Genomic DNA, 26,350 nt, shown 5'->3' with positions numbered 1-26,350 from the left:
GCTGCGCTCGCTCGTGGATCAGATCGTGCTGACGCCGGTCGACGGCAAGGTGGAGATCGACGTTCAGGGCGATCTCGCTGGAATCCTTGAAATTTCCACGCAAAGCAAAAACCCCGCAGCGGGCGCTACGGGGTCGCAAGTAAAGATGGTTGCGGGGGCCCGCAACGTCTTTTGTTATAACTTGAGGCCGGTTTCGGATTTTGCGCCCGGAAACGATGTCGAGGATGTTCATCACCTCGCCGCGTAAGGTGGCGTTGACCTCGCCGCGCTTGTCGCCGGGCTCAAGCACCACTTCGTCCACCAGCGCGCGAAACGCCTCGGCCGCCTGATCGTGCAGTTCGGGATCGGCCAGAGCCTCGCTTAACTGCGTCACCTTGGCCTCGTAGATTTCGGCGATGTTGGGGTGGATGTCCGGAACGTCCTCGGGCGCCTGTTCCATGCGCGCCAGGACATCCGCCTTCTGGCGTTCCAGCTCCTCCATCCGATCCTTCATGGCCGGCTGATACATGCCGTCCTCGATCGCTGCCATGATGCCGGCGATGCCGCGTTCGATCTTCTCCAGCGCTTTGCGGTCAAGCTCTGCCTGCGCCCGGCGTTCACGGTTCTGACTATTGAGCGCTTCGGCATAGGCACGAACGGCCTTGGCGACCCGGTCGGCCGAAACCAACCGCTCTCTAAGCCCGGACAGAATACGCTGCTCGATGTCATCGCGACGGATGGTATGGCCGTTGTCGCAGGTACCCCGCCGATAACGATTGAGACAGCCATAGCGGTCACGGGTGATGATGCCGTAATTGCCGCCGCAGCAGCCGCATTTGAGTAGGCCGGAGAACAGAAAGGCGGGGCGGCGCAGCTCGTTGACGTGCTTGGCACGATAAGCGCGCACGCCTTTGGTGACATTCTCGAACTGCCTGGAAATCTCCTCCTGCCGCCGCCGCGCCGCCTGCCACAGGTCTTCGTCGACGATGCGCAGTTCCTGCACCTCGGTCCTGATCCATTCGGCCTCCGGGTTGACGCGCGAGACGCGCTTTCCCGTCGCCGGGTTCTTGATGTAGCGGAGCCGGTTCCAGACCAGCACACCGGCATAGAGCTCGTTGTTGACGATGCCGGTGCCCCGGCAGACATGGCCGCGAATGGTGGTGTCTCCCCAAGCCTTGCCATTGGGACCGGGAATACCGTCGCGGTTGAGATCGGCGGCGATGGCCTTGGGGCTCTTGCCGGCGGCGAATTCGCGAAAGATGCGGCGGACGATCTCGGCCTCGGCCTCGTTGATCTTCCGTTCGCCGCGCACCTGCTCGCCATCGCCGTTGAGCCGCTTCACGACGTCATAGCCGTAGCAGAGGCCGCCGCCCGCCTTTCCCTTCTCGACGCGGCCGCGCAGACCGCGGTGGGTCTTGGCGGCGAGGTCTTTCAGGAACAGGGCGTTCATCGTGCCCTTGAGACCGACATGCAGCTCCGAGATCTCGCCCTCGGCAAGCGTCACGAGCGTCACGCCCGCGAATTTGAAATGCTTGTAGAGGATGGCGACATCGGCCTGGTCGCGGCTGATGCGGTCCAGCGCTTCCGCCAGCACGATCTCGAATTTGCCCGCCTGCGCGTCCTGCAAGAGCGCCTGAATACCCGGCCGCAAGGTGACGCTTGCGCCCGAAATGGCGGCGTCCTTGTAGACCCCCACCACTTTCCACTTCTCCCGCGCCGCCTGATCCCGGCAAATGCGGAACTGGTCCTCGATGGAGGAAACGCTCTGATTGTCCGAGGAATAGCGGGCGTATAGCGCAACGCGGGTCATAAGACTTTCCTTTCTCTCAAGGGCGGATTTCACCCGTCCGGTTCCCGCCCCTCTTCCTTTGGTCAGTTGTCGTTGGCCGCCCGCTTCCGCCGCTCCCGCTCCCAGGCCCTGATGTGTTCGCGAGCAATATGGCGGCCGATGGCTCGCGCAATGGTATCCAGGTGCCGCTCCGCTTCTTGCGCGGCCCCTTGCTCGGGGCCGTTATCGTTCGCCGGGGGCGGGATGACCGCGGCCGCCTGGTCCTCCTTCTCCTTCATGGGTCGAACCTTTCCAGTATTGGTACACACTGGAAAAGGATCACCCGAGGCGCGGATTACTCTTATGGCCCTTATGTACGCTCATCATGCGTTCATGCCGACTTGCATGTCGCTCAAAGGATGCCCACCGACATCTGGGAGTCCGCAGCATCGACTCTCGATCCCGCAGGTATCGGAAACTGGTCCCAGGTTCTTCCGTCAAGCATCCGGCCAGTCTTCTTCTTGTTCACGCCGCCCCATTGCTTGAAGTGGAAAGCAACTCCGGCTTGGATGCACTGGTCACGAATCGACCGCACCCAGTCCGGCTCTATTGGGCGCGCCCCCGGCCCGCTCTCACCGCCAGCAATCACCCAGTCGACGCGCTCTAGATCAAGATCATCCAGTGATCCAAGCAGGGGTTCGAGACTCAGAAATCTAACGGCCGCGCCTGTCCTTCGTAGGTGATCGATGCGAAACTGATAGTCAGCATTCTCGACGCTGACGCCCATCCAGACGTTCCGCGGCCAGGTAAGAGCATTGGATAATTCCTCCAGCCTCTCAGCTCGCTTCGTCAGGATCTGGTAAGTGTGTTGGGGAGTCTCCTGCATTGTAGCGAACACTCGTTGGATGAACTTCAGCGGCACATCTTCATGAAACAAATCCGACATCGAATTGACGAAGATCATTCTCCCCGTTTTCCAAGTGGCCGGGAGCTTCAGGCTGTCCTCATCGACACGAACCACACCGTTCCACTTGGGCTTACCGCCGGACATGCGGGTCGTACCCGCGTACTTCGGCTGCCCCATTGCCTCCAAACGCCGAGCCAGCCTCATGGCGTAGCAGTTGGTGCATCCCGGCGAGATGACCGTGCAGCCGACAACCGGATTCCAGGTCGATTCCGTCCATTCGATTGACGAGTTAGTGGCCAATATGCCCTCCCCCGGGGAATTTGATCAGCACATGATCGGCGAAGGTTCCGGCGCGGCGCTTGCCCTTTGTCGAGCGCACGTTGATAACCCCTTCATTTTCAAGCCGTTTCAGTATTTCGCGATAGTTTTTGTCAATATAAGGCGTATCAACGCTGTGTGTTTCATAGATCTGAGTGAAATTCACCTCCCGCCCTGCAAAGGTAGCGAGGAGATTCTCCTTGAGTTTACTGAGGGGCTGGGCCAGCGAGAACAGCAGCGGCATCGACGCATCCGCTGGCGAATATGTGAGTGACGGAACACCTTCATCATGGGTGGAGCTTTCTCCAGCCATGATACTTTTCATTATGGAATATCCGCGGAAATGCTTTGAAACGAAAATCAGCTTATGCGATGTCCGAGTTCCTGCTGCATTCTTGAATGTGAACGGAAGGACGTACGTACCGCCAAGCCGCTTTATTTCGTTCGCTAGCTCCTCAAGGATCGCCGCCTCGCGCAGCTCAGGGCTCAGCCCTGGCAGCCGCTTGCGCAGTGCTTCGGCCCGCTGCCGGCCGAAGAGGTCGTCCATATGCTGGGCTACGAACTGGTTGCCGATGCCCGCATTAATGCGATTGTAGTTGAAGAAGAAAACGCAGTCGCACCCCCAATCTTTGATCACGCCCTTGATGATGTTCAGAGAAAGCCCCTTGTATCCGAACGGGTCGATGAACGAGAAGGAAGGAATGAGTTTTGTTTCGTTGAAGTACCGGGCAGCTTCATCATCGACCTCGCCGCAGGTGACGATCGGCTTGTATGTGAACTTCTCGATACCCGGCAGCTTGTTTATCTCCTCTTGAAGGGTTGCCGTATTCTCGTTCCTGGCGTCGTTAAAGTAGGAGACGAGCATTTGCGCCATACGGGCGTCGTCGAGCGCAGTCTGAAGGACGAGAAGAGGTGTCGATGCGGCACCATCCCTGTAGCGCCCAGGCCCCGCATAAAGGTCGATGTAAGCGATTTTACCGCCATGCTTGGCGGCGGTCGGCGTTATCACTCGCGCCCAAGCGAAGAAATATTTCGTGACAATTCGCGCCTTTACCTCGGACTGGTCCGAGCGTTCCTCGAAGAATTTCTTTGCCATCATCTGCGACCAACCTCCCCTTGCTGTCGCCCCGGCGTTACGGCAGAATGGAACAAAAAGAGAACAATTTCAACATCTGTAGGCGTGGAATGAGCAGCAGCTGAGAACCGCAAGCCATATGAGGCATCCTCAACGCGGTCTTGCGGGCCAGCATGGCGCCTCATTTCCACGGGCCACCCGCGCTCCATTTCCCGTCGAAGGTCTTGCCAGCCACAAGAGCATGGGCGGGCGGTAGAACGAACGCGGCCACCCTGGCCTGCAACTCGGCAAAGGGACCAGGGGCCATGGCGATCGCGGTCCGGCGCAGGAATCCCTGCCACTGCGCCTGCTTCGCGGCGTCTTCGGCAAAGGCCGGCGTCAGGGCGATGGGCATATCCGTGGGGATGTCCGTGCGGCGGCGATCGAAGGTCGCGGCGATAGCTTGCGCGAGGACCGGTCCGTTGAAGGAAAACGTCTCCGAGATCGCCCAGAGGTCGAAGAAATCCTTCATGCGGCTGTTGAGCATGCCGAGCGCGACCAGCGCCTGGAATTTCTCGGCTACGACCGTCTCGGGCGGGTAGGCTTGCAGCCGGGGCGCCGGCATATCGAGCAGCGAGGGATAGTCTATGTCCTGCACGGCCGGGATCACCGCATCGCCAAATCCGATGTCGATCTGGATGGGCAGGCGCGCGCCGGCGATCTCGGCGGTCATGGTGATCCGGACGCCGCTATATTCGTCTTCAGCCCGAGCCGGCTCGGCCCGCAGGGTATCCGGCTTGAAGACCACTCCATCGTCCTCGACGTCGATCCCACAAATTTCGCGGAAGACCGCAGCGATCCGCTCCGGCGCCGCGTCGCCGTATCCTAGAAGATCGAGATCGCCAGTTGCCCGATAGGGCGTGGGCGTCCAGAGGCTGAACAGCATGGCGCCCTTCAGCGCGAATTGATCCCTGTGGGGCGACAGACTCAGCCGATAGAGAAGCCGCTCGATGGCAAAACGGGTGAGCGCAAGCTGGACGTTTTCCTTGCGCTCGCTTGCGCGCCGGGTGAGCCGTGCCCGGACCGAGGCGCCGACGTTTTTGAGTGGAGGTTTCGGGGTCATACCGTGGCCTCGATATAGGGCCGCATCACGTTCTGTACGCGGTCGATGGCGGCAAAATGCCAAATGTCATCGACCGTCGCGCGGCGGCTTCGGAGACAGTCTCTCAGCGCTTCGATGGCCACATCGAGACCGACTTGGCTGCGGTATTTGAAACAGTCGGCGACCGTCTTGGCGGGATTGGTGATAGGTACTTCCACCTGCTCGATTGTGTGCCGCTCCACCCCGGCGGTGAGGGCGTCGCCGGTGGCGCGGATGATGCGTAGTGATACCGGAGGATTCTTGGGCGCCCACTTCTTGTGACCGATCAGCATCCACACCTGATGTGGCAGTTGCGTGGTGAGTTCGTGGAATCTAAGCGCGGAGAGCAGGCAGATAACACCGTGGGGCACAGCCCGAGCGGCTTCGGCAAGGCTGTGGGACTCGGACCATTCCGCATCGGCAAGCTGATAGAGGCCGCGCCCCATACGCACCAGAAGCCCCTCGTCTTGCAGCCTCCGCAGGTAGGCGCGCGGAATGCCCGCCGCATCGAAATCGCGCGCGCGCGCGATACCGCGCTCCCTGGCGACGGTGATCGCACGATCCTTCAGCGTTCCTTGAGCCGTTCCTGCCATATTCCGTATGCTCGGCAATAACACATAAATGCCGAGACTTTGTATCACGCCCCTTGATCCCCTGCAACCGGAACTAAACAGCTCGACCACGAGTATGGCGCTCATACTGCTACTCCCGCCGCCTGTTCCAGACGAGCTGCGCCCGATCCCCCTCCTCGGAGGGGAACAGGGCGGCGGTGAAGGGCTCGGGAAGGCTCGGGTCGTCGAGACGGACGCGGAGATAGTATTTCGGGTGATCGCCCGTTGTCCGGGCATCCCAGGCGTCACCGATGCGGGCGTTGCCAACGAGGACGCGGAATGCCGGGGCGTTGTCATGGGTCCGGTCGTCATTGGGGACGAGCCGGACCTTGGCGTCGATGGTGAGGGTGCGGATGGAGCCGGTCCAGCCGCCGTCATTGGACAAAGTGAAGGCGCCGATTTGCATGGGTCACTCCTGGAATTGCGATGTGGATGAAACAGCGGGCGACGCCGCTGCGGTATCGCCCGCGCGGAGTGAGCGGGTGCGGCGGGCTGGTTTGTCGGTGTCCGTATCCGGCAACCCCTCCTTGCGCGCCTTGGCAAAGGCGCGGTCGCTGTCGAGGAAGGCCTCCAGCATGAAGGGAATGAGCTCGGTGACGGATTCGGCCTCGCCGTAGGTGGCGCGATAGAGGGTCGCATAATCCCGGAGCGCCTGGTTGAGGTCAGCGCCCACCGTGATGGTGATCTTCGCCGGCGTGCGGTCGGGCAGTTTTCCGAGTTTCAGATTGGCCATGATCGATCCTTTCAGCCCTGGTAGCGGCGCAATACGAGATCCCTGTGGACGATGACCCTGAGCGGCCAGCCGGGACGGACGGTGATGGTCGGCTGGATGTTCAGGTTCTTCTCGGTGATGCGCTGGCCGGCCCGGTTGACGTTCTGTTGGGTGGACTCGCGGATGGCCCGGACCAGATCGCTCTCGTCGCTACCCAGGCTCAGTTCCGTGCCCACGCCGAGCAGGGTGGCGAGCGCGATGCCCTTGATGAGCGGCCAGGTGTGGTAGTCGACCTCGTCCTCGAGCCCGGCATAGCCGGCCGTGTCGGTGGCTGGCACATTGTCGATCTCGATGGAGGAGCCGTCGGGCAGGATGATGCGCTGCCAGACAAGCAGCGCGCGGGACTGGCCGAAGGCAATCACGCTGTCATAGGTGCCGATAAGGCGAGAGCCCTGCGGGATGAGCAACGTGCTGCCGGTCACCGTGTCGTAGACGTTCTCGGTGACCTGGGCGACGACGAGGCCCGGCAGGTCGGAATTGATCCCGGTGATCAGGCTCGCGGCGATCACACTGCCGGCCATCACCTGATAGGGCGAGACCGGCGTCTGCAGGGCGTGCGGGTTATAGATACCGCCGGTGTCGCGCTGATTCAGGAAGTCGAGCTTCCGCTGCTGGTTGTTCTGGTCGCGCTCCGGGTCGAGCGTCAGGCGGTCAGCATCGGGCGAAACAGTTTCCCTGGCAGCCGTTTGCTGGGACTGGCCCGTCACTGCCGGCGTGTCCTGCCGCGGCCGGTTCTCGATACGGAAGAAGACGCCGGCCTCCTTCGCCTGGATGGCCTGCTGGGCGCGCCGCTGCTCCTCGGCCGACAATTCCGGCCCTCCCGGCGCGATCCCAAGCTGCCGTTGGTGTTCGAGGATCGGTCGTCCGAGATCACCCGGCAGCGGTGGACCTAATTCAGGTGTCTGGGGACGGACCTGGCTGTAATCGCCGGGCAGCGCGGCAAGGCCATCCGGGGTCGGCTTGCGCTCGGTGTTGTAGAGCTCCTCGGCCTGGTCCTGGATGCGCAGGGCCGGGCCTTGCAACGCCATCATGGTAACGCCGAGGATGGCGCCGGAGCCGAGCGCGGCCGCGCCAATGACAAGGCCGCGCTTGAACCGCACGACACGGCGGGGCGCGGCGCGCAGGTCCAGCTTGCCGGGATCGCGCTTGGACGAGCCGGCGGGTTGCGGCGTGGGTGCGGCGGAATCCGTCATAGCCCCTCCCCCTACCGGTCCGTGCCCGGGAACAGCGCGGTGCGCCGCGGCGTCCCGTCGGTCCGGGAAATCCGCACGACCTGCTGCGGCTTGGCGCCGAGGCGCAGCTCGGCGGCGGCGAAGAGGCGGTCGACGATGTAGTAATTGCCGCGCATACGGTAGTTGGCGAGTTCGTTGCCACCGTCGGCGCCGACGACGAAGAGCGGCGGCGCCTCGCCCTGGTCGATGCGGCGGGGGAACTCGATATAGACCTTGTGGCCGTCGTCGAAGGCGCGCAGCGGCTTCCAGGGTGGATTGTCGCCGGTGATGGCATAGCGGAAGCGGATGTTCTCCAACGCCACATTCGAGGCGACCGGCAGTGCGGCCTGGGCGGCCGCGTTCTGGCGGCGGAGCGCCGTGATCTGGTCGGACGGATAGGTCCAGGAGATCGCCGCCATGGCGGTCCTCTCGGTGCTTTCGAGCTGGAGGTGATAGGCGCGCCGGTCGGTGGTGATGACGAGATTGGTCTTGAGACCCGGCGCGAAGGGCTTGACCAGCACGTGGATGCGCTCGCTGTCGCCCGTGCCGCTCACCGTATCGCCGATCACCCAACGCACGGTATCGCCGGCGGAAACCGAGGTCAGCTTCTCGCCGGGCTGCAGGGCAATGTCGCTCACCCGCTCGGGCGCCGCATAGAGGCGATAGAGCGCCCCTTCCGCATAGGGATAGACTTGGATGGCCTTGACATAGCCGTATTTCGTCGGCTCCTGCGTCGCCGCCTTGTTGGCGTCCTCGACCCGTTGGGTCGGCGGACGTTTGTCCTCGGTCACCTCGCCGGGCTCTGGCTGAAGCTGGCCCGGCAATGGCAGAACCTTCGGCACCTCGACGATCTCCACCGGCTTGGCCGGTTCCTGGTCGATGACGGCCGGCTTGAAATCGTCGGAGTCGTAGCTGATCGCCGACGGCAAAGGCTTTGTGGCGCAAGCGGACAAGGCCAGCGCCGAAACGGATATGACGAACAGACTTCTCATTCTACGGACTCCTTGGGCAATGAAGGCGCGGCGGCGTCGAGCTCGCGCGACCAGTCGATGGCGTTGACGAAGACGCCGAGAGGGTTCTTGCGAAGCTGCTCGGCGGTGCGCGGGGGCTGGATCACGACCGTCAGGATCGCGGTCCAGCGTTCGGTTCGAGCGAGGCTGCCGCGCTCAAAGACCTGCTCAGTCCACTTGACCTGGAAGGAGGCGTCGGAGGCCCGCACCACGCTCGTCACCTGGACCGAGACGCTGCGGGTGCCGATGGCGCTGAAGGGATCATTTTTCTTGGCGTGGTCGTTCAGGAACAGCGCCGCGCGGTCGGTCGCGAAATCGTAGGCGGACAGCCAGTTCTGGCGCACCAGCACCGGATCGGTGGAAACCGAACGGACGTTCGTGATGAAGCGGGCGAGGTGCCAGGCGATCTGGGCGTCGGCCGGCTGGTAGTTCTGGATCGCCGGCGCGACGGCACGCGCCTCGCCGAACTTGTCGACCTCGACCACATAGGGCGCGACCCGGCTTTGCAGCGACTGCCAGAGCAAACCGCCGGATAGACCGACTGAAAGCGCCAGGCAGCCGAAGGCCATGAGCCGCCAGTTTCTCGCCTGGACGCGGGCGGAGCCGATGCGCTCGTCCCAGAGCTGCGCAGCCTTCTGATAGGGAGTAACGGGCTCTGGCGTCGTGCCATATCGCTGGATCGGTCGCTTGAACAGCATGGGTCAGTCGTCCTTGTCATTGAGGGAGGGATTGGCGCCGTTGCCGGGCCGGTCGCCGTCCTTGATGGCTTGGGTGGCGGTCTGCCGATGGGCGCGGGCCGCCTGTTCGGAGCGCAGGCGGTTCGCCCACTCGGGCGGGGAACTGGAGGGGATGCCCGCCGATGCGGCGTTTGCCTCCGACATGGAGGCGGTCGGCGTGCCGCCGGTTGCCGTCCAGGCGCCACGGCGTCCGGCATCGGCGCTTTGCTTCAGAGAGGCGGTGGCGCGACCCGCGACTTGGCGCGCGGCGTTTGTGGCAGCTCCGCCAGCAGCGCGCGCCATGCCACCGACGCCGGCCGCGACGCCCGACATGCCGGACGTCCCGGAGGTCGCCTGTCCCAGTCGGTAGGCGGAAGAAGCGGCAGACCCCATCGCCGTGCCCGCGCGGATGGCGGCTAGACCGCCGCCAGCAGCCATGCGCGCGCCGGCAAGCGCCGCCCCGCCGGCGAGCATGGTCGCGCCCACCGCAGCACCGGTCGCGCCGAGGGCGGCACCGGCGCCGAGCTGTGGCGCGCCGGAAACAAGACCCGAAGCGATGCCGGGGCCGAAGATACCGAGACCGAGCAAGGCGAGTGCGCCCAGCACCTGCGACATGGCGGCGGCAAGGTCCGGTTCCTGCCCCTGAAGACCTCCCGCGAAGGAGGCGAACAGCGTCGAGCCGATGCCGACGATGACGGCGAGCACCATCACTTTGATGCCGGAGGCAATCACGTTGCCGAGAACCCGTTCGGCCAGGAACGACGTCTTGTTCCAGAGCGCGAAGGGCACCAGCACGAAGCCCGCGAGCGTCGTCAGTTTGAACTCGAGCACCGTGATGAAGAGCTGGATCGCCAGAATGAAGAAGGCGATGAGGACCAGGAACCAGGCCAGCAGCAGGACGAAGACAGTGAGCGCGTTGCCGAAGATTTCCGGAAAGCCGACGAGATTGCCGACCTGATCGATGAGCGGATACGCCGCCTCATAACCGGTGGCGGCGATCGTGCCAGGTTTGAGCAGATCGTCGGCGGCGAGCGTGCCGGGCGCGGCCTGGATGCCGAGACCGGAGAAGGACCTGTAGATGATCTCGGCAAGGTTCTGGAAGTTGTTGAGGATCAGCGCGAAGACGCCGACATAGAGCACCTTCCGGATCAGGCGCCCGATGATGTTGTCCTCGCCGCCCAGAGCCCAGAACAGGCCTGCCAGCGTGATGTCGATGCCGATCAGGATGGTGGTGAGGAAGGCGACGTCACCCGACAAGAGTCCGAAGCCGCTGTCGATGTAGCGGCTGAAGGTCTCCATGAACCGGTCGATGATGCCGAGATCATTCATCGCGCGTCGCCTCCCTGCCGGTCAGTTCCCAGAATAGGCGGAGCCGGAACCGAGGAACCTGCGCGTTGTCTCGCGCGCCGCTTCCTCCGCCTGCGCCTTGCGCGCGGCGTCTTCTGCCTCGGCGCGGTAATGGGCGGCCATCAGCGTCTGGATCTGCATCTGCTGCTTGGCCGAAAGCGCAATGAGCTGATTCGCGGCCTGCTGCGCCTGCAGCGCCCCGACGGCGCCATGGCTCCGATTGACGAGATCGGTGAGTAGCCCTTCGTCGACGCGCACGTTCTCGACGATCTGCGATTGCACCCGCATGGTTTGGCGGAAAGCGTTCATGGCACTCTGCCAGCGCTCGCGCGCGGCAGTGGCGATATCGCTGGTGCTGACCGTGGCATCGTACGAGCTTGGATATTGCTGCCGCCACTGGCCTTCGAGGCTAGCGAGGTCGAAGCTGAGGCCGTCGACCTGCATCATCAGCCCGTCGATACGGTTCAGCGCCCCCTGGAGTTGTCCGAGCGAGGAGAAATCCAGCCGCTGAAGGTTCCTTGCCATGTTCTGCAACATGACCGCCTGGTTCTGGAGCTGCTGAATCTGGTTGTTGATCTGCTCCAGCGCACGCGCCGCCTGCAGGACATTCTGACCGTAGTTCGTGGCATCGAAGACTGGCCAGGCGGCATGGCCCGCCTGCGGCAAGCCGATAGCGAGAGATGCGGCGACGAGCGCCGCGAGAGACATGCGTTTCATGGGGTGTGCTCCTTCCGTGTGTCGGCAAGCTGGTTGATGAGGTCGGAGGCCCAGCCGAGCCCGCGGGCGTTAAGGAACTCGGCCACGAAGGCCTCCGGGCCGTGCTCGGCGAGGATGGTGTCGATGAGGGTCTGGGAGGCCGGATCGGAGGCGCCGCAGAGCGCCAGCGCCACGGGACCGAGGCCCAGCTCGAACAGCCGGTTGCCGCGGCGCGATTGCAGGTAGTAGTGCCGTTTCGGCGTTGCCTGCGCGATCAGTTCGATCTGCCGACCGTTGAGACCGAAGCGCTCATAAGCCGCCCGCGCCTGCGGCTCGACCGCCCGGTCATTGGGAAGGAAAATGCGCTGCGGGCAGGACTCGATGATGGCGGGCGCGATGGAGCTGTCGGCCACGTCCGCCAGCGACTGCGTCGCGAAGATCACCGACACGTTCTTCTTGCGCAGGACCTTCAGCCATTCGCGGATGCGGGCGGCGAAAAGCGGATTGTCGAGATAGACCCAGGCTTCGTCGAGGATGAGCAGCGTGGGCCGCCCGTCGAACCGTTCCTCCAGCCGGTGGAAAAGGTAGGTCAGCACCGGCAGGACGACGCCGGCCTCGTGCATCAGCTCCTCGGTCTCGAAACATTGGACGTCGGAGAGCGCCAGCCGATCGTCGGCGGCGTCGAGCAGCCGGCCGAAGGGGCCGTCGAGCGTATAGGGCTGGAGCGCAGCCTTGAGGGCATTCGCCTGGACGAGGACGGACAGGCCGGTGAGCGTGCGCTCCTCGGCAGGCGCGGTGGCGAGGTTGGTGAGCGCCGACCAGACGGCCTCCTTCACTTCCGGGGTGACGGTGACCTTTTCATGGGCGAGCAGTGAGCCGATCCACTCGGCCGCCCAGCTTCGCGTCGCGGGATCGTCGATATTGCGAAGGGGCTGGAAGGCGAGCGAATTCGTGATGTCATCAGGGGCGGCGCCGAGCGCATGGTGCTCCCCACCCATGGCAAGCACGGCGGCACGCGCGGAATTGCCCTTGTCGAAGATATAGACCTGAGCATCGGCATAGCGCCGGAACTGCATGGCGATCAGCGACAGGAGCACCGATTTGCCGGCGCCGGTCGGCCCGACGATCAGCATGTGGCCCACATCGCCCACATGGGTTGAGAGGCGGAACGGCGTGGAGCCGGAGGTTTCCGCATGGAGAAGCGGCGGGCCGTCGAGATGGGCGTTGCGCGCCGGTCCGGCCCAGACCGCCGAGAGCGGCATGAGATGGGCGAGGTTCAGCGTGTGGACGAGCGGCTGGCGGACATTGGAGTAGACATGACCCGGCAGCGAACCGAGCCAGGCTTCGACGGCATTCACCGTTTCCCGAATGCAGGTGAAGCCGAGGCCGTTGACGATGCGCTCGACGGCGCGGACCTTTTCCTCCGCGGCCTCCCGGTCCTCGTCCCAGACGGTGATGGTCGTCGTCAGATAACCGAAACCGACATGATCACTGCCGAGCGCCTGCAAAGCGGCGTCTGCATCGAGCGCCTTGTTGTCGGCGTCGCTGTCCACGAGAGGAGCCGCCTCATTGGTCAGCACCTCACGCAGGATGTCGGTGATCGACTTGCGCTTTGCGAACCATTGCCGGCGCAGGCGCGTGAGCACCTTGGTCGCCGCGGTCTTGTCGAGGGGCAAGAAGCGCGTAACCCAGCGATAGGCAAAATCCTGATGGTTCAGCGCATCGAGGATGCCGGGGCGGGTCGCGTTCGGAAAACCGAGGATGGTCAGAGTGCGGATATGCTGGTCACCCAGCATCGGCTCCAGGCCGCCGGTCAAGGGCGTATCGACCAGCACGCCGTCGAGATACATCGGCGTTTCGGGCACGGTGACGAGATGGCGTTTCGTCGAAATGACCCCGTGCAGGAAGGTCAGCGTCTCGGCGTCGTCGAGGGCGCGGATCTCGGGCAGGAAGCCGCTAAGCAAGTCCAGAACCCGCTCGGTCTCGTCCCGGAACCGGACCAGTTCCTGCCGCCAGTTCCGGGCGCCGCCGTCCCCTTCCCCCTTCCGGCCGGAATCCAGCAGCGCATTCTCGGTGCGCGCCTGTGCGTCCGGCGGCGACATATAGAGAAGAGTGAGATGGTAGCGGCTCTCGAAGTGGCGGCCCTGCCGTCCCTCTTCAAAGGCCGCGCGGCGTTCCTCATCGACGAGCCATGAGGCGGCATCCGGGAAGTCAGATTGCGGATAATCCTGCGCCTCGAGCCGCTCCGCCTCGAAGAACAGCGCCCAGCCGGAGCCGAGGCGCTTCAGCGCATTGTTGGCGCGCGCGCAAAGGCCGACGAGTTCCGCCTCCGTCGCGCTTTCGAGATCGGGGCCGCGAAAGCGGAAGGTGCGCTGGAAACTGCCGTCCTTGTTGAGGACGATGCCGGGCGCGACCAGCGCCGCCCAGGGCAGCAGATCGGCAAGCCGGTCGGCCCGATTGCGATATTCGGCCAGGTTCAGCATCGCCACCACCCCCGTTGACGCAGGTGGCGGGCGAGCACGGACAGGAAGTCCGGATCGCGCCGGGCCGCAAAAACGCTGAGCGTATGCCCGGCGACGAACAGGCCGAGCCCGGCGATCCACTGCTGGAGACCGAGGCCGATGGCAGCCGCCAGCGTGCCGTTGAGGATGGCGACGGCGCGCGGCGCGCCGCCGAGCAGGATCGGCTCGGTCAGCGCGCGATGGACCGGGATTTCGAAGCCCTCGATGTGGCGAGCAGCATCCATCAGACGAGCGCCCCGCCGCCGAAGGAGAAGAAGGAGAGGAAAAAGCTTGACGCCGCGAAGGCGATGCTAAGGCCGAAGACGATTTGGATCAGCCGCCGGAAGCCGCCCGAGGTCTCGCCGAAGGCGAGCGTCAGGCCGGTGATTATGATGATGATCACCGCGACGATCTTGGCCACCGGCCCCTGAACCGATTCCAGGATGCGCTGGAGCGGTTCTTCCCACGGCATGCCGGAGCCCGCCGCATAGGCCGGGGCCGTGAGCAGAAACGTGAGGGCGGTAGCCGACAGAAATCGGAGCTTTTTGCGCATGCGATGTCCTTTCATGAGAGCGATTGCAGTTGGGGCATGGAAAGCGTGGTCACCGCGTAATCGCCGTTGGCGTCGAGACCGGTGACTTCGGCGATGGTCTCGATGCGGCGGGATGAGCCGCGCCCGGCGATGAACACCACGAGATCGATCGCCTCCGCGATCAGGCGACGCGGGATGACGGTGACGCTCTCCTGGACGAGTTGCTCGATCCGGTAGAGGGCGGCATGGGCGGAATTGGCATGCACGGTCGCGATGCCGCCGGGATGGCCGGTGTTCCAGGCCTTGAGCATGTCGAGCGCTTCGGCGCCCCGCACCTCGCCGACAATGATGCGGTCGGGGCGCAGGCGCAGGGTCGAGCGTACGAGATCGGCCAGAGATACGACGCCCGGCCGTGTGCGCAGCGCCACACAATCCTTCGCCGCGCATTGCAGCTCGCGCGTATCCTCGATGAGGATCACCCGCTCGTCGCAGTTAGCGATCTCGGCAAGCAGCGCATTGGCAAGCGTGGTCTTGCCTGAGGAGGTTCCACCCGCGACCAGTATGTTCTTCCGCTCCCGCACCGCCTGCCTAAGGGCTTCGGCTTGGATCGGGATCATGATCTGGGTGCGGACGTAATCAGTCAGGGTGAAGATCTTCGCGGCGGGCTTGCGGATGGCGAAGCACGGCGCCAATGCGACCGGGGGCAGCACGCCCTCGAAGCGCTCGCCCGACGGCAGTTCGGCGCTGACGATGGGATTGTCCGCATGCACCTCGGTGCGGACATGGGAGGCCACCAGGCGGATGATCCGCTCGGTTTCGGAGGGGTGAACACGCAGGCCGGCGTCGCTTCGCCCCTCGCCGAGCCTGTCGATCCAGAGCCTGCCGTCGGGGTTGACCATCACCTCGATGACGGCGGGGTCGCCGAGAGCCTCGTTGACTGCCGGCCCCATGGCCGTCTTCAGCATGGCGCGCCGGCGTTCTTCGGCAGTCGTGCTCATGGGTTTTCTTCCCCGTCCCTGGTGCCGAGCGAGCGCTTGCCGCCCGCAATCTGGCGGCCGACCTGCTCGACGAATTTCTGGTAGCGTTCCTGCGCGACCGCCTGTGTCGCCTTGTCCGGGATCGGCGTGTGCGCGTTGAAGGTGAGGTAGAGCCGCACGAAGAAGGCGAGGCTCTCGGTCAGCACATCGATGTCGCGCCGGATCAGGTTGTTCTCGCGCGTCAGCCGATCGAGGCGGATCCTCAGCGCCTCATCGAGCGCATGAGCGCCGCGGTGCCGGATGTAATGGCGGATCGCGTCGGTGATGATCGCGGATTTGGAGGCGCCGGGCTTGGCCGCCAGCGCTTCGAGCTCGGCGCTCGTCTCCTCGTCGATGTAGATGTTGTGACGCGGCTTCATGCAGTCTTGCCCTGACGGTCTTGAAAAAGTCAGGACAAGGATCGCCGGATGCGCCGGATTCTCTTACGGCCTTTATGTACGACGGAATGCGATCACATGCGGATGCTTGCGCGCGTTGGGTATACTGGGTCGCTTCTAACGCGTGCCTTTTTCCTATGACTCCAGCACAGCTCAGCTCTTAGCCGGCGGGCCGTACTGCAGGACCTTGACCTTCTCCAGCGTCACCAAGCCGCTCGTCATCAGGCTGTCCAAGGTCGGCAGAAAGGCGTCGATCTTCTCTTCGCTGTCGACGATCTCGATGACCAGAGGCAGGTCTTCGGACAGCCGCAGGATCTTCGTCGTGTGCAGGCGGCTCGAGTGGCCAAATCCCATGGCGCCGCGCAGCACAGTGGCGCCGGCCAGGTGCAACTCTCGCGCCTTCAGGACAATCGCCTCGTATAATGGGCGGTTGCCGTCGCGATCATCCTCGCCGATGAAAACGCGAAGCAGAACCGCCTCCTTGGGAATTTCCATAATCATGCTCCTCCTAGTTTGTTGATACGCGTCGCCCATGCGTGGCCGAGCCAGGCTGCGGCAAGCCAAGTGACGAGTGAAAAGGCGACGTAGCCCGCCGCCAGCCAATAGAGCCCCTCTACGGCGAAACGCAGGGTCTCCAGGCTGAACACCGAGAAGGTGGTGAAGCCGCCGCAGATGCCGGTCATCACGAAGTGACGCTGGCGCGCACCGGCGAAGACGCGCCCGCCCGGCTCGGTGAGCCCGGCATACAGGCCGATAAGAATGGAGCCGGCCACGTTCACCGCCAGGGTGCCCCAGGGAAAGCCTGCCCCGAAATGGGCGATTGCCGCGTGGGAGGCCAGCGCCCGCACGACGCCGCCCACCGCTGTGCCCAGTGCGACGGTTAGGTAAAGCAGCAGCCGGTCGCGCACCCCTCGCCATCGGCGGTAGTGCGTTCTTCGCTTCGCTGACGAATGCCTATCGTTCATCGGGTCTCGCACCTGTTGCCGCGTGGATTCAAGGGCTTCCTGCCGACCGCCCCCGCAGAACCGACTCCGCTGCAAGAGTTTCGAGTTGCTGACATCACGTCACCTGAAACCAGCCATACGCCAGCGCCAGGGTGGCCAAAGTCATCGGCACGCCGGTCCGCAGGTGGTCGCCGAAGCTGACGGCAATGCCCTCATGCCGCGCGCGCTCCACCATAATGAGGTTGGCAAGGCTGCCGATGAGCAGGAGGTTGCCGGCAAAGGTGGACAGTACCGCCAGGGCGTAGAGCGCCTCCGTCGAAAGGCCAGGCAGCGCCGAGAGCAGCAAGATCACCAGCGGCACATTGCCGACGGTATTGCTGCCGATAAGGGCGGTGGCGCCCAGCAGCAGGGGGTCCTCGAAAGAGAATCCGATTGCCTGCAACAGATCGACGGCTTGGGCATTGAAGGCCGTGCCGCTGAGCGCGCCGGTCACCACGAAGAGTCCGCCGAAAAGCACCAGCAGGTGCCAGTCCACCGCGGCCAGCATCTCGCGGGTGGAAAGCCGGCGGCTGACCAGCAGAATGCCGGCGACCAGCAGGGTGGACTGCCAGCGTGGCAGCGCGGTGGTGTAGAGCGCCAGCAGCAGGAGGGTGGCGAGGAGACCCTTCACCAGCAGTGCCCGGTCGAGGCGGATCTCCTGAGGGGCGGATGCATTGGCCGCCGGAGTGGCGGCCTCGCCGAGCTGGCGGCGCCAGACAGCCAGCACCACCAGGTAGACGACGGCGAGGCCCACGACCGCCAGAGGGGCGGCGAAGGCAAGGTAGTGCCAGAACCCGAGGCTGCCGTGCTCGCCGATCAGGATGTTCTGCGGGTTGCCGACCAGCGTTGCCGCCGAGCCGACGTTGGCGGCGCCGGCGTGGGCCAGCAGGTAAGGGCGCGGGTCGCGGCCGGCGCGGGTGAGGCCCTGGCAGAGGACCGGCGTCATGGCAAAGACGACGATGTCGTTGGCCAGGAGGCTGGATAGGGCACCGGTCACCGCCACCACCAGGGCAAGGACAACGGCGGGCGAGGCAACCGCGGCGGCAAGGCGCTGGGCGCACCACTCGTAGATACCGCAGGCGGCAAACTGGGCCGAAAGCACCATGAGGCCGAACAGCACCGCCAGGGTGGCGGTGTCGATGCCGGCGGCGGATGCGCCTGTCTTTTCGTCGAAGAACAGCAGCACGATTGCGCCGCAAAGCGCAATGCCGGTGCGGTCGAGCGCGAGCTTCGGCCAACGCCCCACCGCCATGCCGAGGTAGACCCCGAAGAAGACGGTGAGGACGAGGACTTCATGCTGATCGATCAAGGAGGGCAGGCCTCCGCTACTCGTTTCTCCGGTCAAGGCAAGTCCCGCCGCCAAGCCCAGCGCCGCGGCGCCAAGGCAAAGGGCGAGCGACAACACGATGTTGCCGATCGCCCGCAGCCATTCGCCTTCGCGTGCAAGGGCGAGCGTTTGAAGGCTGAAAGAGGAAACCGTCGTGTAGCTCCCGAGGAAGCCGGTCACCGCCAGCGCCCAGGCTTCGGGCGACGCGAGCAGCCCCTCGCGCCGGGTGACGGCTGCCAGCGCACCGATTGCAAAGCAGCCGCTGACGTTCACGATCATAGTCCCCCAGGGGAACGTCTCGCCGAAGCCCCGTGCCACCAGGCCGGAGACGAAGAAGCGGGCGACACCGCCCAAGGCGCTGCCGGCCGCCACCCAGGCGAGCAAGCCAGCCAGATCCCCCATCAGTCGAGTCTCCGACTCTCGGTCTCCGCCGCCTCCCTGCTGACGCCAATATCGTCGAGCAATCGATCGTCGAGTTCCTTCAGACTGCGACGCTGGTGCAATCGCCTGAACCACATCGCGGCTCGACCGAGCAAGCCGTCGCGCCGCATCACGACCAGACGGTGTTCGGTGCCGGCCGCCTCCGGATGTCCGGGCGTACCATCAGTCGTCGCCACGCTCGTAGCCTTGGGCCGGGCGGCCAGGCGGGCGGCGATAGGCACGACCGCGAGGCTGCCGACAAGCAGCACGCCACCGCCGATCAGGGGCTCGACCTGAGCGAGATCGATCAGGGCCACCGCGACGGCGACTACCGCGAGAATTGCGGCTGAGAGTCTGGCGTCGCCGATGAACATACCGACGAGCTCGGCGAGAACGTCTTTGAGAATGGTCATTTCACTGCCGCCTCGAAGGGGCGCCGAGCGATCGATGCCGCCAGCAGGCCGGTGCCCAGGAAAAGGATGGCAAAGACGAAGAGGGCGAGATCGTGTCCCGGCCATTCGACACCGAGGCCTTCGCCCGTCCAGAACACACCGAAGGCCGAGAGCATGACCCCGACGCCGAACTTCAGCGTGTTCTCGGGAACGCGTGAGAGCGGACGGTGAACAATGGCACCGACCAGGAGGACGAACGCGCAGGCGGCCAGCGCGCCGAGGCTGGCCGGCACAAGAAGGCCGCGCCCGGCGCCGACGGCGATGACGATGAAGACGACCTCAAGCCCTTCCAGAAGGACCGCCTTGAAGGCGGTGATGCCGGCGATCCAGTCAAGCGACGTGCTGCGGCGCCTCGCCTCTTCGCCGAGGTGGGCAGTCTCGGCAGCGAAGACCGCGTCCTCGTCGTGCAGGGGGACGACGCCGGCCGCCCTGAGGGCCGCCTTGCGCAGCCAGCCGATGCCGAAGAGCAGCAGCAGGACGCCGACGACCAGCTGCAGAAGGTGCAGCGGCACGCGATCGAGCAAGGGCCCGAGGGTGAGGACGATGGCGCCGAGCACCGAAAGCGCGCCGGCGGTGCCGAGTGCGGCGGGGCGCCAGCCGCGCAGCGTGGCGACGGCAAGCACGATGGTGAAGGCTTCGACGACCTCCACCAGGGAGGCGAGGAAGGCCGCACTGATGGCCGGCGCGGCAGTAGACCAGGTGAACATCCGTTACTCCTTCCCATTTCAAGTTCCGATCAGGCCGGACAACCGGGAAGCAGTGCGGGCAAAAAGCTCCTACCTGCGTCCCAAGACGCCCGGTAGGAGTCATCAGCCTCTTCGGCGGTTATCGGGGGAACCCCATCCCCATCGTCAGCGGGCTTGCCGTACCGTCCTTCTCTCCTTCAGCCGTTTTCTTCGTGCGCCTCGAAGACGCGCTTGGCATAGGCGTCGAGCACGGCCTCGCAGCCCTTGAGGCGCTCCTCCGCCTCGGCGGCCCGGGAGGCGCCGTAGAAGTCGAGCTTGCGGATCTTGGCCAGCCAGCCCTGCAGCTTCTTCAGGTCGACGTCGTTCTCCTCCAGCTCTGCGTAGGTGAAGTGATTAGCCTCCACCTCCTTGGCGACCTCGTGTTCGAAGTCGTCGCACTTGTCGATGAACTCCTCGTAGGCGTCGTCGCGGTCGGCCTTGAAGCGGGCGATGACCTTTTCCTCCTGCCCCTTGTCGAGGGCGACGGTCTCCAGGATCACGCTCTCGCCCTTGGCCTCGGCCACGTCGTTCTCCAGCATCTTCAGGCGCCGCACATGGTCGTCCGTCTTGGGCAGCAGGCAGACCCCGTTCTGCAGGTACACCGCCCCCATGCCCTTCAGGCGCCGCCAGACGGCGATCCGCCGGGCGGCCGGTTCGGGCGGCACCTTGTAGGTGAGCAGCAGCCAAACGACTTCAGGCATGGCTACGTACATAATGTAACCGTCGTAACATGTCAAACGATAACGCCGTTCTTCCCGCACCGCTCCGGTGCACTTTTGCCTCCGATGACAACAGGTGCCGAATTCGCAGGACTGCCGGATAAAGCAGTTCAAGCGCCGCTGTTCTTTACAGCCGTAGCAGCGCTGGTCGCCGGCCCGGCGGAGCCGACAAAGTGCCCTTCTGCGTCTCACGCGATGGGGGTTGAACCTCAAGTGACTTGAAGATGTAACTTATGACCTGGGCCGTAAACCCAAGGAGGTTTGTCACGGGCTTGGCGGATCCGGCAAACGCGGCCCCTGCCTCTAGTGTGGACAGGGCATTCGAGGAACGCCTTGTCTGGATCGCCGCGCTGAACCGGACAGCATTCCTGGCCACTTGGCAGGAACGGCCCCTCCCGCTGGTGGCGGTGACTGCTCTGCGGGTTCTGACTTGAGGAAGATGGCGATGACAGACGTTCGACGCGACGGCCGCTCCTGGCTCCGGGCGATGGGGATCGGTGTCCTGGTTTCAATCGTCACCGCGGTGATCATGCTTGGGCTGACTGCCGCAGGCTTGTCGCCCTTCCCCAAGCCGCCATCCCTTGCCTTTGCCGAGACTGTGCTCGCGCGCCCCCTCCCGCTGCCGGTCGGCCTGCTGTTCCACACCGTCTACGTGACGTTCTGGGCGGTCGTCTTTGTCAGGTACTTTCCCAGGCGGAACCTCTGGACCGCACTCGCGCTGGCTGCCGTTCTCTGGCTGGTGATCCTCGTCGTGTTCTTCCCCATCGTCGGATGGGGCCTCGCCGGCCTTTCCGTCAGTCCCAGGTTGATCGCAGCGTCATTCGTGCCCCACTTGCTGTTCGGACTGCTCCTGTGGGCGCTCGACAGGTACCTGCCGGCGACGACATTCAGGGCGTCTCGCGGGGCATAGGCTCTCACCACGAGGCTGATGTTGAAAAAGAGCTACCCCAACAGAAACGCGATCACGGTCGGCTCCAGCCTGGGCCACAGGAGTGCGAGGCCCAGCATCGTCGTTGCTACCAGCATGACGGCGATCGTGGTCCCGGCTGGCTTGGCTCTGGATTTGTAGGATCCGAGCACGACCCAGAGCCATGCCGCGACGACCGCTAGCACGCCGATGACCGTAACCCAGGGGTAAGCGCCGGCCAGCCAGGCGATGATGCCGCCGAAGGAGGCGAGCGCGGCCGCCGGCAGGGCGAACGGGAGCACGCAGCACACGGCACAAGCCGCGGCCGTCATCGAGACAGCCGCCGCGGTCACGCCAACGGCCTTGCCGTCGCGGGTGGTCCTTTCGCTCACTGGGCGTATCCAGAGTCGCAGCCGCAGGACGTGGACGAGGTGATGAGTTCCTTCGACTGAAAGGGTTCGAACACGAGCTCAGCGGCCTCGCGTGCCTCTTCCGGCGCCGTCACGACCAGCCGGATGACATCATCTTCAACCAGAAGATCGAAACTCAAAAATGCGCAGCACCGTTGCTCGCGGTGCACCATTTCACGCACGTCCTTCAGGGCATGCGGGGCATAGGTGAGCTCGAGCCGCAGATCATCGCGCCGCGAACCGAGAAGGGCGTCCCGGTTGAGATTGGCGATCCAGGCAAGGCGATCCTTGAAATCGCCGACCTCGAGCGTGCAGGCGATCGGCGCGGCTTCAGACGATGTTCCGTCCATGGCTTCCCTCCATCGGGTTGAGCCGTGAGACGTCGAGGGCTCATCGGCAATGTCTGGTGTAAAGATAGGACTTCAAGTAACTTGAAGTTCAAGAGGCCACCTGCAAGGAGGACGGTCATGCCCGCATTGAAGATTGGAGCCCTCGCCGAGCGCACCGGCACGAATGCGCCGACGATTCGCTACTACGAGGAAATCGGCCTGCTACCACGCGCCGACCGCCAGGACGGCGGTCAGCGCCGCTATTCCGATGAGGACGTGAAGCGGCTGACGTTGATCCGGCGCTGCCGCGAGTTCGGCTTTCCAATCGAACAGGTGCGCTCGCTGGTGATGCTGGCCCAGGATCCGGATCGCTCCTGCCTGGAAGCGCGCGATCTGGCACGAGAGCATCTGGTGGCCGTGCGTGCGAAGCTGCGCGAGCTGAAGGCGCTGGAACGGAGCATTGCAGGCTTCGTGGTGAGCTGCGAGACCGCCTGTGCCGGCGGTCCCGGTCCCGACTGCACCATACTGGAGGACCTCGCCAAGCCGTCCGGCCGAGCGAAGGTCGCCGGCGCGACACGGCGGGGAAAAGGCCGGCGGCATGCGGACGGTTCCTGACCTGGCATGGAAGGACGGGCGTGACAGCAAGCATCGTCGGGATCGAGCCGGCAAGGCAGGAGGCATGAGTGGAGCCGGTTCGGAAGGTTCTTGAGGAGCGCCAGATCGCGATCTATTTAGCGGCGATCGCCGTTGGGGCCTTGGTCGGTTTCGGTGTTCCGAAGGCGGGCGCGCTCGAAGCTGCGATCAATCCTGCCCTGGCGTTCATGCTGTTCGTCACCTTCCTTCAGGTTCCCTTGGCGGAACTCGGGTCGGCGCTGCGCAACATGCGCTTCCTCGGCGCGCTGCTCGCGACCAATTTCGTTGTCATGCCGGCGTTCACGGCGCTCCTGGTCCAGTTGCTTCCCGATGAACCGATGCTGCGGCTAGCGGTGCTTTTCGTGCTGCTGACACCCTGCGTCGACTATGTGGTGACCTTCACCCATCTCGGGCGCGGCGACGCCAGGCTGCTGCTGGCAGCGACCCCGGCGCTGCTGCTGCTGCAGATGGCGCTACTACCCGTCTATCTGCGCGTGTTGCTCGGCCGCGACGCCTCGGGCCTCGTCCATCTGGAGCCCTTCATCCACGCATTCTTATGGCTGATCGCCGTGCCGCTGCTGCTCGCGGCCGCGTTTCAGTTCTGTGCGGCTCGCGCGGCAAACGGCAAGCGCGCATCGACGGCGCTTGGCCTGCTGCCGGTGCCGGCGACAGCCGTCGTCCTCTTCCTTGTCCTGGCTGCCGTCATGCCCCGGATAGGAGAGGCTGCGGGTGCGGCGCTGACTGCGGCGCCGCTCTACCTGACCTATGCCGTCGTGGCGCCGGTACTCGGCTGGATCGTGGCGCGCGCCAGCCGCCTCGACGCTGGCGGCACGCGGGCCGTGGCGTTCAGCGCTGCCACGCGCAACTCGCTTGTGATCCTCCCGCTTGCCTTCGCGGTTCCGGACGGGTTGCCGCTTGTACCCGCCGTCGTCGTCACCCAGACTATGGTCGAGCTCATCAGCGAGCTTGTCTATGTGCGATGGATCCCGCGACTATCGCCGCCTCATTAGGCTGAGAGGATTCTGTTCCGGAACGCAAGATCGTCTGTTTGGGCTCAGGAACGGCAGGTCGGCTTGATGGGCAGATTTCCGTAATAGGGTTAAAGCGATACAAACGGCTGAAGTATCTGGGCTCTCTCTGTTCGCCAATTGAGAGGCGGCGGTGCCTGAGGCGAGGATCTCGACGGGCAGGAAGCGACGAATGTGTAATGCTCACTTTCAAAATCCTTCGAGGATATCTTTCTCCGGCCCCATCGCTTCGTTGACGCCATAGACGCGCGCCGGCTTCGACAGCCGATCCAGGGCGCGCTTGTCGGCGACGACATCCGACTCGTTTGCATCGAGCCCCGGAAGATCCGGCTGCCCCGGCTCGACGGGCTTCGCGACCTCTTCCTCCGCCAAGCCCGGATGGCGCTGCTGCTGAAGCCCGCCTTCCTCGACAAGGGAACCCTGCCGGGTGCCACCTTCGTCGGAAGGCATCAGGCGGTCGTCGGTATCGCGCACCTGGCCGCTCCAGTCGTCGGGGCGCGGTGCCGGTTTGTCCTCGTAGCCGCCTTCGGAAAGATGTGGGGCCGACAGAACACGCTGCGTGAAGTTCCGATCTTCGTAATAGCGGAGCTTCTTCGCCCGGATCGGTGGCAGGCCGGAGACCAGCACCAGTTCGTCCGCGGACGGCAATTGCATCACCTCGCCGGGCGTAAGCAATGGACGCGCCGTCTCCTGCCGGCTGACCATGACGTGGCTGAGCCACGGCGCCAGCCGGTGGCCGGCATAGTTGCGCTGGGCGCGCAGTTCGGTCGCCGTTCCCAGCGCGTCGGAGATGCGCTTCGCTGTCCGCTCGTCGTTGGAGGAAAAGGCGATGCGGACATGGCAGTTGTCGAGAATGGCGTTGTTCTCGCCATATGCCTTGGAAATCTGGTTCAAGGACTGCGCGATGAGATAGGCGCGGATGCCGTAACCCGCCATGAAGGCGAGCGCTGTCTCGAAGAAATCGAGCCGTCCCAGCGCGGGAAACTCATCGAGCATCATGAGGAGCTGATGCTTTCGGCTTTTCTTCGGATCGCCCTCCAGCCGTTCGGTCAGCCGTCGGCCGATCTGGTTCAAGACCAACCGCACCAGCGGCTTGGTGCGCGAGATGTCGGAAGGTGGGATCACCAGATAGAGCGACACCGGATATTCCGCATCCATCAGGTCGGCGATGCGCCAGTCGCAGGCCGCAGTCGTCGCTGCGACGGTGGGGTCACGATAGAGACCGAGAAATGACATGGCGGTGGAGAGCACACCCGAGCGCTCGTTCTCCGACTTGTTCAGCACCTCCCGCGCGGCCGAGGCCACGACCGGATGGACCTTCGGATTCTCCGGCGTGCCGAGATGGTTGGTCGCCATCATGCGCCGCAGCGTCGCGGCGAAGGACCGGCGCGGATCGGAAAGGAAGGTGGCGACGCGCGCCAGCGTCTTCTCCTCCTCGGCATAGAGCACGTGCAGGATGGCGCCGACCAGCAAGGCGTGACTGGTCTTTTCCCAATGGTTCCGGCGTTCGAGCGCGCCCTCGGGATCGACCAGGATATCGGCGATGTTCTGGACGTCGCGCACCTCGTCCGGCCCCTTGCGCACCTCCAGCAACGGATTGTAGCGGGCCGAGCGCGGGTCGGTCGGGTTGAACAGCAGGCAGTGCGAGAATTTCGACCGCCAGCCCGCGGTCAGCTGCCAGTTTTCGCCCTTGATGTCGTGGATCACCGCCGAGCCGGTCCAGGTGAGCAGCGTGGGCACGACGAGGCCGACGCCCTTGCCGGATCGCGTCGGCGCGAAGGCCATGACATGCTCCGGTCCGTCATGGCGCAGGTATTGGTCCTTCAGCCGGCCGAGAAACACGCCCGCGGGACGAAACAGTCCCGCTTTCTGGATATCCCTCTTCACGGCCCAGCGCGACGACCCATAAGTGGTGACAAGCCGGCTCTGCCGTGCCCGCCACAACGAGCCGATAATCGCCGCCGCACAGCCCATGAAGCCGCTGCCCGCCGCCAGCATTCCGGCCTTGTCGAACACCTCCGGCGCATAGGCTTCGTAGTGGTACCACCAGTCGAAAAGCTTCCACGGCTCATAGACCGGCCAGCCGATGAGGACGAACCAAGGGCGGCCAAGCTGCGCCTGATAGCCCAGCATGTCCGCGCACCACTGTGTCGCCGTCCACACGCCCAGAATGACGATGGCGAAGACGATGGTGATCTGGCCGATCAGTAGTTTGGTCGGGGTCATGGGCGTCGGTCCGTTCTGTAGGGCAAACGGAACGAGCATCGCGCGGAAGGCTGAAAACGCCTATGACCATCATATACGCTGGAATGCGCTCAGTACCCAAAATGCAAGCATGACTACAGCGCGCATTTTGGAAGTGTGCGCAGAACGCAACGGTTAATGATTTCCCAATTCGTCTAAAAAACTTGTGCCGCCGCTTTGATGGCGGCGGCACAAG

General features: G+C 64.4%; 30 protein-coding genes and 1 riboswitch. Of the genes, 3 read left to right on the top strand and 27 right to left on the bottom strand.

The window, feature by feature from the left end; translation table 11 throughout:
* The 24 genes from I9P22_RS03210 to I9P22_RS03095 form a co-directional block, all read right to left on the bottom strand.
* Positions 1–1,789 (bottom strand): recombinase family protein (locus tag I9P22_RS03210; RefSeq protein WP_199257950.1); only part of this gene is annotated, 1,789 nt, incomplete at its 3' end.
* 62 nt (positions 1,790–1,851) lie between these two features.
* Complete coding sequence (locus I9P22_RS03205; protein ID WP_199257949.1) at positions 1,852–2,046, bottom strand: hypothetical protein; 195 nt, start codon at positions 2,044–2,046, stop codon at positions 1,852–1,854.
* A gap of 113 nt (positions 2,047–2,159) precedes the next feature.
* Positions 2,160–2,954, bottom strand: coding sequence for a DUF5131 family protein (locus tag I9P22_RS03200; RefSeq protein WP_199257948.1), 795 nt, complete (start codon positions 2,952–2,954; stop codon positions 2,160–2,162).
* The gene (locus tag I9P22_RS03195; protein WP_199257947.1) at positions 2,944–4,068 is read right to left on the bottom strand and encodes a three-Cys-motif partner protein TcmP; all 1,125 of its coding nucleotides are present in this window, start codon (positions 4,066–4,068) and stop codon (positions 2,944–2,946) included. Before I9P22_RS03195 ends, I9P22_RS03200 begins: the two co-directional genes overlap by 11 nt.
* Positions 4,069–4,228: 160 nt before the next feature.
* The gene (locus I9P22_RS03190; protein WP_199257946.1) at positions 4,229–5,149 is read right to left on the bottom strand and encodes a nucleotidyl transferase AbiEii/AbiGii toxin family protein; all 921 of its coding nucleotides are present in this window, start codon (positions 5,147–5,149) and stop codon (positions 4,229–4,231) included.
* Positions 5,146–5,865, bottom strand: coding sequence for a type IV toxin-antitoxin system AbiEi family antitoxin domain-containing protein (locus tag I9P22_RS03185; RefSeq protein ID WP_199257945.1), 720 nt, complete (start codon positions 5,863–5,865; stop codon positions 5,146–5,148). Before I9P22_RS03185 ends, I9P22_RS03190 begins: the two co-directional genes overlap by 4 nt.
* A gap of 4 nt (positions 5,866–5,869) precedes the next feature.
* The gene (locus I9P22_RS03180) at positions 5,870–6,184 is read right to left on the bottom strand and encodes a DUF736 domain-containing protein (RefSeq protein WP_021226024.1); all 315 of its coding nucleotides are present in this window, start codon (positions 6,182–6,184) and stop codon (positions 5,870–5,872) included.
* A 3-nt stretch (positions 6,185–6,187) separates the two neighbouring features.
* A complete protein-coding gene (locus tag I9P22_RS03175; RefSeq protein ID WP_199257944.1) occupies positions 6,188–6,511 on the bottom strand; it encodes a DUF2274 domain-containing protein in 324 nt (107 codons plus the stop codon).
* Positions 6,512–6,522: 11 nt separating this feature from the next.
* On the bottom strand, positions 6,523–7,743 hold the full coding sequence (locus I9P22_RS03170; protein ID WP_199257943.1) for a TrbI/VirB10 family protein: 1,221 nt from the start codon (positions 7,741–7,743) through the stop codon (positions 6,523–6,525).
* An 11-nt stretch (positions 7,744–7,754) separates the two neighbouring features.
* The gene (trbG, locus tag I9P22_RS03165) at positions 7,755–8,753 is read right to left on the bottom strand and encodes a P-type conjugative transfer protein TrbG (RefSeq protein WP_199257942.1); all 999 of its coding nucleotides are present in this window, start codon (positions 8,751–8,753) and stop codon (positions 7,755–7,757) included.
* Positions 8,750–9,469: a conjugal transfer protein TrbF gene (trbF, locus tag I9P22_RS03160; RefSeq protein WP_199257941.1), complete on the bottom strand. Its 720-nt coding sequence runs from the start codon at positions 9,467–9,469 to the stop codon at positions 8,750–8,752. The genes trbG and trbF overlap by 4 nt, the downstream gene beginning before the upstream one ends.
* A gap of 3 nt (positions 9,470–9,472) precedes the next feature.
* On the bottom strand, positions 9,473–10,816 hold the full coding sequence (trbL, locus tag I9P22_RS03155) for a P-type conjugative transfer protein TrbL (RefSeq protein WP_199257940.1): 1,344 nt from the start codon (positions 10,814–10,816) through the stop codon (positions 9,473–9,475).
* Between the two features lie 21 nt (positions 10,817–10,837).
* Positions 10,838–11,551, bottom strand: coding sequence for a P-type conjugative transfer protein TrbJ (gene trbJ, locus I9P22_RS03150; RefSeq protein WP_199257939.1), 714 nt, complete (start codon positions 11,549–11,551; stop codon positions 10,838–10,840).
* The gene (trbE, locus tag I9P22_RS03145) at positions 11,548–14,013 is read right to left on the bottom strand and encodes a conjugal transfer protein TrbE (RefSeq protein WP_199257938.1); all 2,466 of its coding nucleotides are present in this window, start codon (positions 14,011–14,013) and stop codon (positions 11,548–11,550) included. Before trbE ends, trbJ begins: the two co-directional genes overlap by 4 nt.
* A complete protein-coding gene (locus I9P22_RS03140; protein ID WP_182161194.1) occupies positions 14,007–14,276 on the bottom strand; it encodes a VirB3 family type IV secretion system protein in 270 nt (89 codons plus the stop codon). Before I9P22_RS03140 ends, trbE begins: the two co-directional genes overlap by 7 nt.
* A complete protein-coding gene (locus I9P22_RS03135; RefSeq protein ID WP_085126703.1) occupies positions 14,276–14,584 on the bottom strand; it encodes a TrbC/VirB2 family protein in 309 nt (102 codons plus the stop codon). The genes I9P22_RS03140 and I9P22_RS03135 overlap by 1 nt, the downstream gene beginning before the upstream one ends.
* Positions 14,585–14,595: 11 nt before the next feature.
* Entirely contained in the window at positions 14,596–15,528 is a 933-nt protein-coding gene (gene trbB, locus I9P22_RS03130; protein WP_199257955.1) for a P-type conjugative transfer ATPase TrbB, read from the bottom strand.
* 29 nt (positions 15,529–15,557) lie between these two features.
* On the bottom strand, positions 15,558–15,959 hold the full coding sequence (locus I9P22_RS03125) for a ribbon-helix-helix domain-containing protein (RefSeq protein WP_199257936.1): 402 nt from the start codon (positions 15,957–15,959) through the stop codon (positions 15,558–15,560).
* A 171-nt stretch (positions 15,960–16,130) separates the two neighbouring features.
* The gene (locus I9P22_RS03120) at positions 16,131–16,472 is read right to left on the bottom strand and encodes a DUF190 domain-containing protein (RefSeq protein WP_199257935.1); all 342 of its coding nucleotides are present in this window, start codon (positions 16,470–16,472) and stop codon (positions 16,131–16,133) included.
* A 2-nt stretch (positions 16,473–16,474) separates the two neighbouring features.
* A complete protein-coding gene (locus I9P22_RS03115; protein ID WP_332908992.1) occupies positions 16,475–16,885 on the bottom strand; it encodes a CrcB family protein in 411 nt (136 codons plus the stop codon).
* A 151-nt stretch (positions 16,886–17,036) separates the two neighbouring features.
* Positions 17,037–18,689 (bottom strand): fluoride efflux transporter CrcB, encoded by a 1,653-nt coding sequence (crcB, locus tag I9P22_RS03110; protein ID WP_199257933.1) that lies wholly within the window; start codon positions 18,687–18,689, stop codon positions 17,037–17,039.
* Positions 18,689–19,120 carry a DUF1127 domain-containing protein gene (locus tag I9P22_RS24480; protein WP_233253168.1) on the bottom strand — a complete coding sequence of 144 codons (432 nt, stop codon included), beginning with the start codon at positions 19,118–19,120 and terminating at the stop codon, positions 18,689–18,691. Before I9P22_RS24480 ends, crcB begins: the two co-directional genes overlap by 1 nt.
* On the bottom strand, positions 19,117–19,866 hold the full coding sequence (locus tag I9P22_RS03100) for a COG4280 domain-containing protein (protein WP_199257932.1): 750 nt from the start codon (positions 19,864–19,866) through the stop codon (positions 19,117–19,119). Before I9P22_RS03100 ends, I9P22_RS24480 begins: the two co-directional genes overlap by 4 nt.
* Before the next feature lie 86 nt (positions 19,867–19,952).
* Positions 19,953–20,015, bottom strand: a riboswitch (Fluoride riboswitch).
* Between the two features lie 27 nt (positions 20,016–20,042).
* Positions 20,043–20,585, bottom strand: a complete 543-nt coding sequence (locus I9P22_RS03095; protein WP_199257931.1) for a Chromate resistance protein ChrB — start codon at positions 20,583–20,585, stop codon at positions 20,043–20,045.
* Positions 20,586–21,048: 463 nt separating this feature from the next.
* Between I9P22_RS03095 and I9P22_RS03090 the strand changes: the two genes are divergently transcribed.
* Positions 21,049–21,513, top strand: a complete 465-nt coding sequence (locus tag I9P22_RS03090; RefSeq protein WP_199257930.1) for a hypothetical protein — start codon at positions 21,049–21,051, stop codon at positions 21,511–21,513.
* A gap of 32 nt (positions 21,514–21,545) precedes the next feature.
* Here I9P22_RS03090 and I9P22_RS03085 read toward each other — a convergent pair whose 3' ends face one another.
* Complete coding sequence (locus tag I9P22_RS03085; protein ID WP_199257929.1) at positions 21,546–21,902, bottom strand: hypothetical protein; 357 nt, start codon at positions 21,900–21,902, stop codon at positions 21,546–21,548.
* Entirely contained in the window at positions 21,899–22,270 is a 372-nt protein-coding gene (locus tag I9P22_RS03080; protein ID WP_199257928.1) for a hypothetical protein, read from the bottom strand. The genes I9P22_RS03085 and I9P22_RS03080 overlap by 4 nt, the downstream gene beginning before the upstream one ends.
* 117 nt (positions 22,271–22,387) lie before the next feature.
* On the opposite strand from I9P22_RS03080, the gene I9P22_RS03075 reads away from it, so the two are divergent.
* Together I9P22_RS03075 and I9P22_RS03070 are read left to right on the top strand one after the other, a co-directional pair.
* Positions 22,388–22,864, top strand: a complete 477-nt coding sequence (locus I9P22_RS03075; protein WP_199257927.1) for a MerR family transcriptional regulator — start codon at positions 22,388–22,390, stop codon at positions 22,862–22,864.
* A gap of 68 nt (positions 22,865–22,932) precedes the next feature.
* Positions 22,933–23,892, top strand: coding sequence for an arsenic resistance protein (locus I9P22_RS03070; protein WP_199257926.1), 960 nt, complete (start codon positions 22,933–22,935; stop codon positions 23,890–23,892).
* A gap of 207 nt (positions 23,893–24,099) precedes the next feature.
* Here the strand turns inward: I9P22_RS03070 and I9P22_RS03065 are convergent, their stop codons facing one another.
* A complete protein-coding gene (locus I9P22_RS03065) occupies positions 24,100–26,136 on the bottom strand; it encodes a conjugal transfer protein TraG (protein WP_199257925.1) in 2,037 nt (678 codons plus the stop codon).
* Positions 26,137–26,350 lie beyond the last annotated feature (214 nt).

It is taken from the genome of Paracoccus binzhouensis (assembly GCF_016446475.1).
Lineage (GTDB): Bacteria > Pseudomonadota > Alphaproteobacteria > Rhodobacterales > Rhodobacteraceae > Paracoccus > Paracoccus binzhouensis.
This window is presented reverse-complemented; position numbering and strand designations above follow the sequence as displayed.

What these genes read in the sequence shown, in the direction of transcription:
- I9P22_RS03175 (WP_199257944.1), bottom strand. Translation starts at nt 6,511, where the DNA reads ATGGCCAATCTGAAACTCGGAAAACTGCCCGACCGCACGCCGGCGAAG.
- I9P22_RS03065 (WP_199257925.1), bottom strand. Translation starts at nt 26,136, where the DNA reads ATGACCCCGACCAAACTACTGATCGGCCAGATCACCATCGTCTTCGCC.
- crcB (WP_199257933.1), bottom strand. Translation starts at nt 18,689, where the DNA reads ATGGGGGATCTGGCTGGCTTGCTCGCCTGGGTGGCGGCCGGCAGCGCC.
- I9P22_RS03205 (WP_199257949.1), bottom strand. Translation starts at nt 2,046, where the DNA reads ATGAAGGAGAAGGAGGACCAGGCGGCCGCGGTCATCCCGCCCCCGGCG.
- I9P22_RS03120 (WP_199257935.1), bottom strand. Translation starts at nt 16,472, where the DNA reads ATGGAAATTCCCAAGGAGGCGGTTCTGCTTCGCGTTTTCATCGGCGAG.
- I9P22_RS03185 (WP_199257945.1), bottom strand. Translation starts at nt 5,865, where the DNA reads ATGAGCGCCATACTCGTGGTCGAGCTGTTTAGTTCCGGTTGCAGGGGA.
- I9P22_RS24480 (WP_233253168.1), bottom strand. Translation starts at nt 19,120, where the DNA reads ATGACCATTCTCAAAGACGTTCTCGCCGAGCTCGTCGGTATGTTCATC.
- trbF (WP_199257941.1), bottom strand. Translation starts at nt 9,469, where the DNA reads ATGCTGTTCAAGCGACCGATCCAGCGATATGGCACGACGCCAGAGCCC.
- I9P22_RS03080 (WP_199257928.1), bottom strand. Translation starts at nt 22,270, where the DNA reads ATGGACGGAACATCGTCTGAAGCCGCGCCGATCGCCTGCACGCTCGAG.
- trbE (WP_199257938.1), bottom strand. Translation starts at nt 14,013, where the DNA reads ATGCTGAACCTGGCCGAATATCGCAATCGGGCCGACCGGCTTGCCGAT.
- trbB (WP_199257955.1), bottom strand. Translation starts at nt 15,528, where the DNA reads ATGCTGAAGACGGCCATGGGGCCGGCAGTCAACGAGGCTCTCGGCGAC.
- trbG (WP_199257942.1), bottom strand. Translation starts at nt 8,753, where the DNA reads ATGAGAAGTCTGTTCGTCATATCCGTTTCGGCGCTGGCCTTGTCCGCT.
- I9P22_RS03140 (WP_182161194.1), bottom strand. Translation starts at nt 14,276, where the DNA reads ATGGATGCTGCTCGCCACATCGAGGGCTTCGAAATCCCGGTCCATCGC.
- I9P22_RS03135 (WP_085126703.1), bottom strand. Translation starts at nt 14,584, where the DNA reads ATGCGCAAAAAGCTCCGATTTCTGTCGGCTACCGCCCTCACGTTTCTG.
- trbJ (WP_199257939.1), bottom strand. Translation starts at nt 11,551, where the DNA reads ATGAAACGCATGTCTCTCGCGGCGCTCGTCGCCGCATCTCTCGCTATC.
- trbL (WP_199257940.1), bottom strand. Translation starts at nt 10,816, where the DNA reads ATGAATGATCTCGGCATCATCGACCGGTTCATGGAGACCTTCAGCCGC.
- I9P22_RS03180 (WP_021226024.1), bottom strand. Translation starts at nt 6,184, where the DNA reads ATGCAAATCGGCGCCTTCACTTTGTCCAATGACGGCGGCTGGACCGGC.
- I9P22_RS03095 (WP_199257931.1), bottom strand. Translation starts at nt 20,585, where the DNA reads ATGCCTGAAGTCGTTTGGCTGCTGCTCACCTACAAGGTGCCGCCCGAA.
- I9P22_RS03195 (WP_199257947.1), bottom strand. Translation starts at nt 4,068, where the DNA reads ATGGCAAAGAAATTCTTCGAGGAACGCTCGGACCAGTCCGAGGTAAAG.
- I9P22_RS03075 (WP_199257927.1), top strand. Translation starts at nt 22,388, where the DNA reads ATGCCCGCATTGAAGATTGGAGCCCTCGCCGAGCGCACCGGCACGAAT.
- I9P22_RS03125 (WP_199257936.1), bottom strand. Translation starts at nt 15,959, where the DNA reads ATGAAGCCGCGTCACAACATCTACATCGACGAGGAGACGAGCGCCGAG.
- I9P22_RS03190 (WP_199257946.1), bottom strand. Translation starts at nt 5,149, where the DNA reads ATGACCCCGAAACCTCCACTCAAAAACGTCGGCGCCTCGGTCCGGGCA.
- I9P22_RS03100 (WP_199257932.1), bottom strand. Translation starts at nt 19,866, where the DNA reads ATGTTCACCTGGTCTACTGCCGCGCCGGCCATCAGTGCGGCCTTCCTC.
- I9P22_RS03090 (WP_199257930.1), top strand. Translation starts at nt 21,049, where the DNA reads ATGACAGACGTTCGACGCGACGGCCGCTCCTGGCTCCGGGCGATGGGG.
- I9P22_RS03170 (WP_199257943.1), bottom strand. Translation starts at nt 7,743, where the DNA reads ATGACGGATTCCGCCGCACCCACGCCGCAACCCGCCGGCTCGTCCAAG.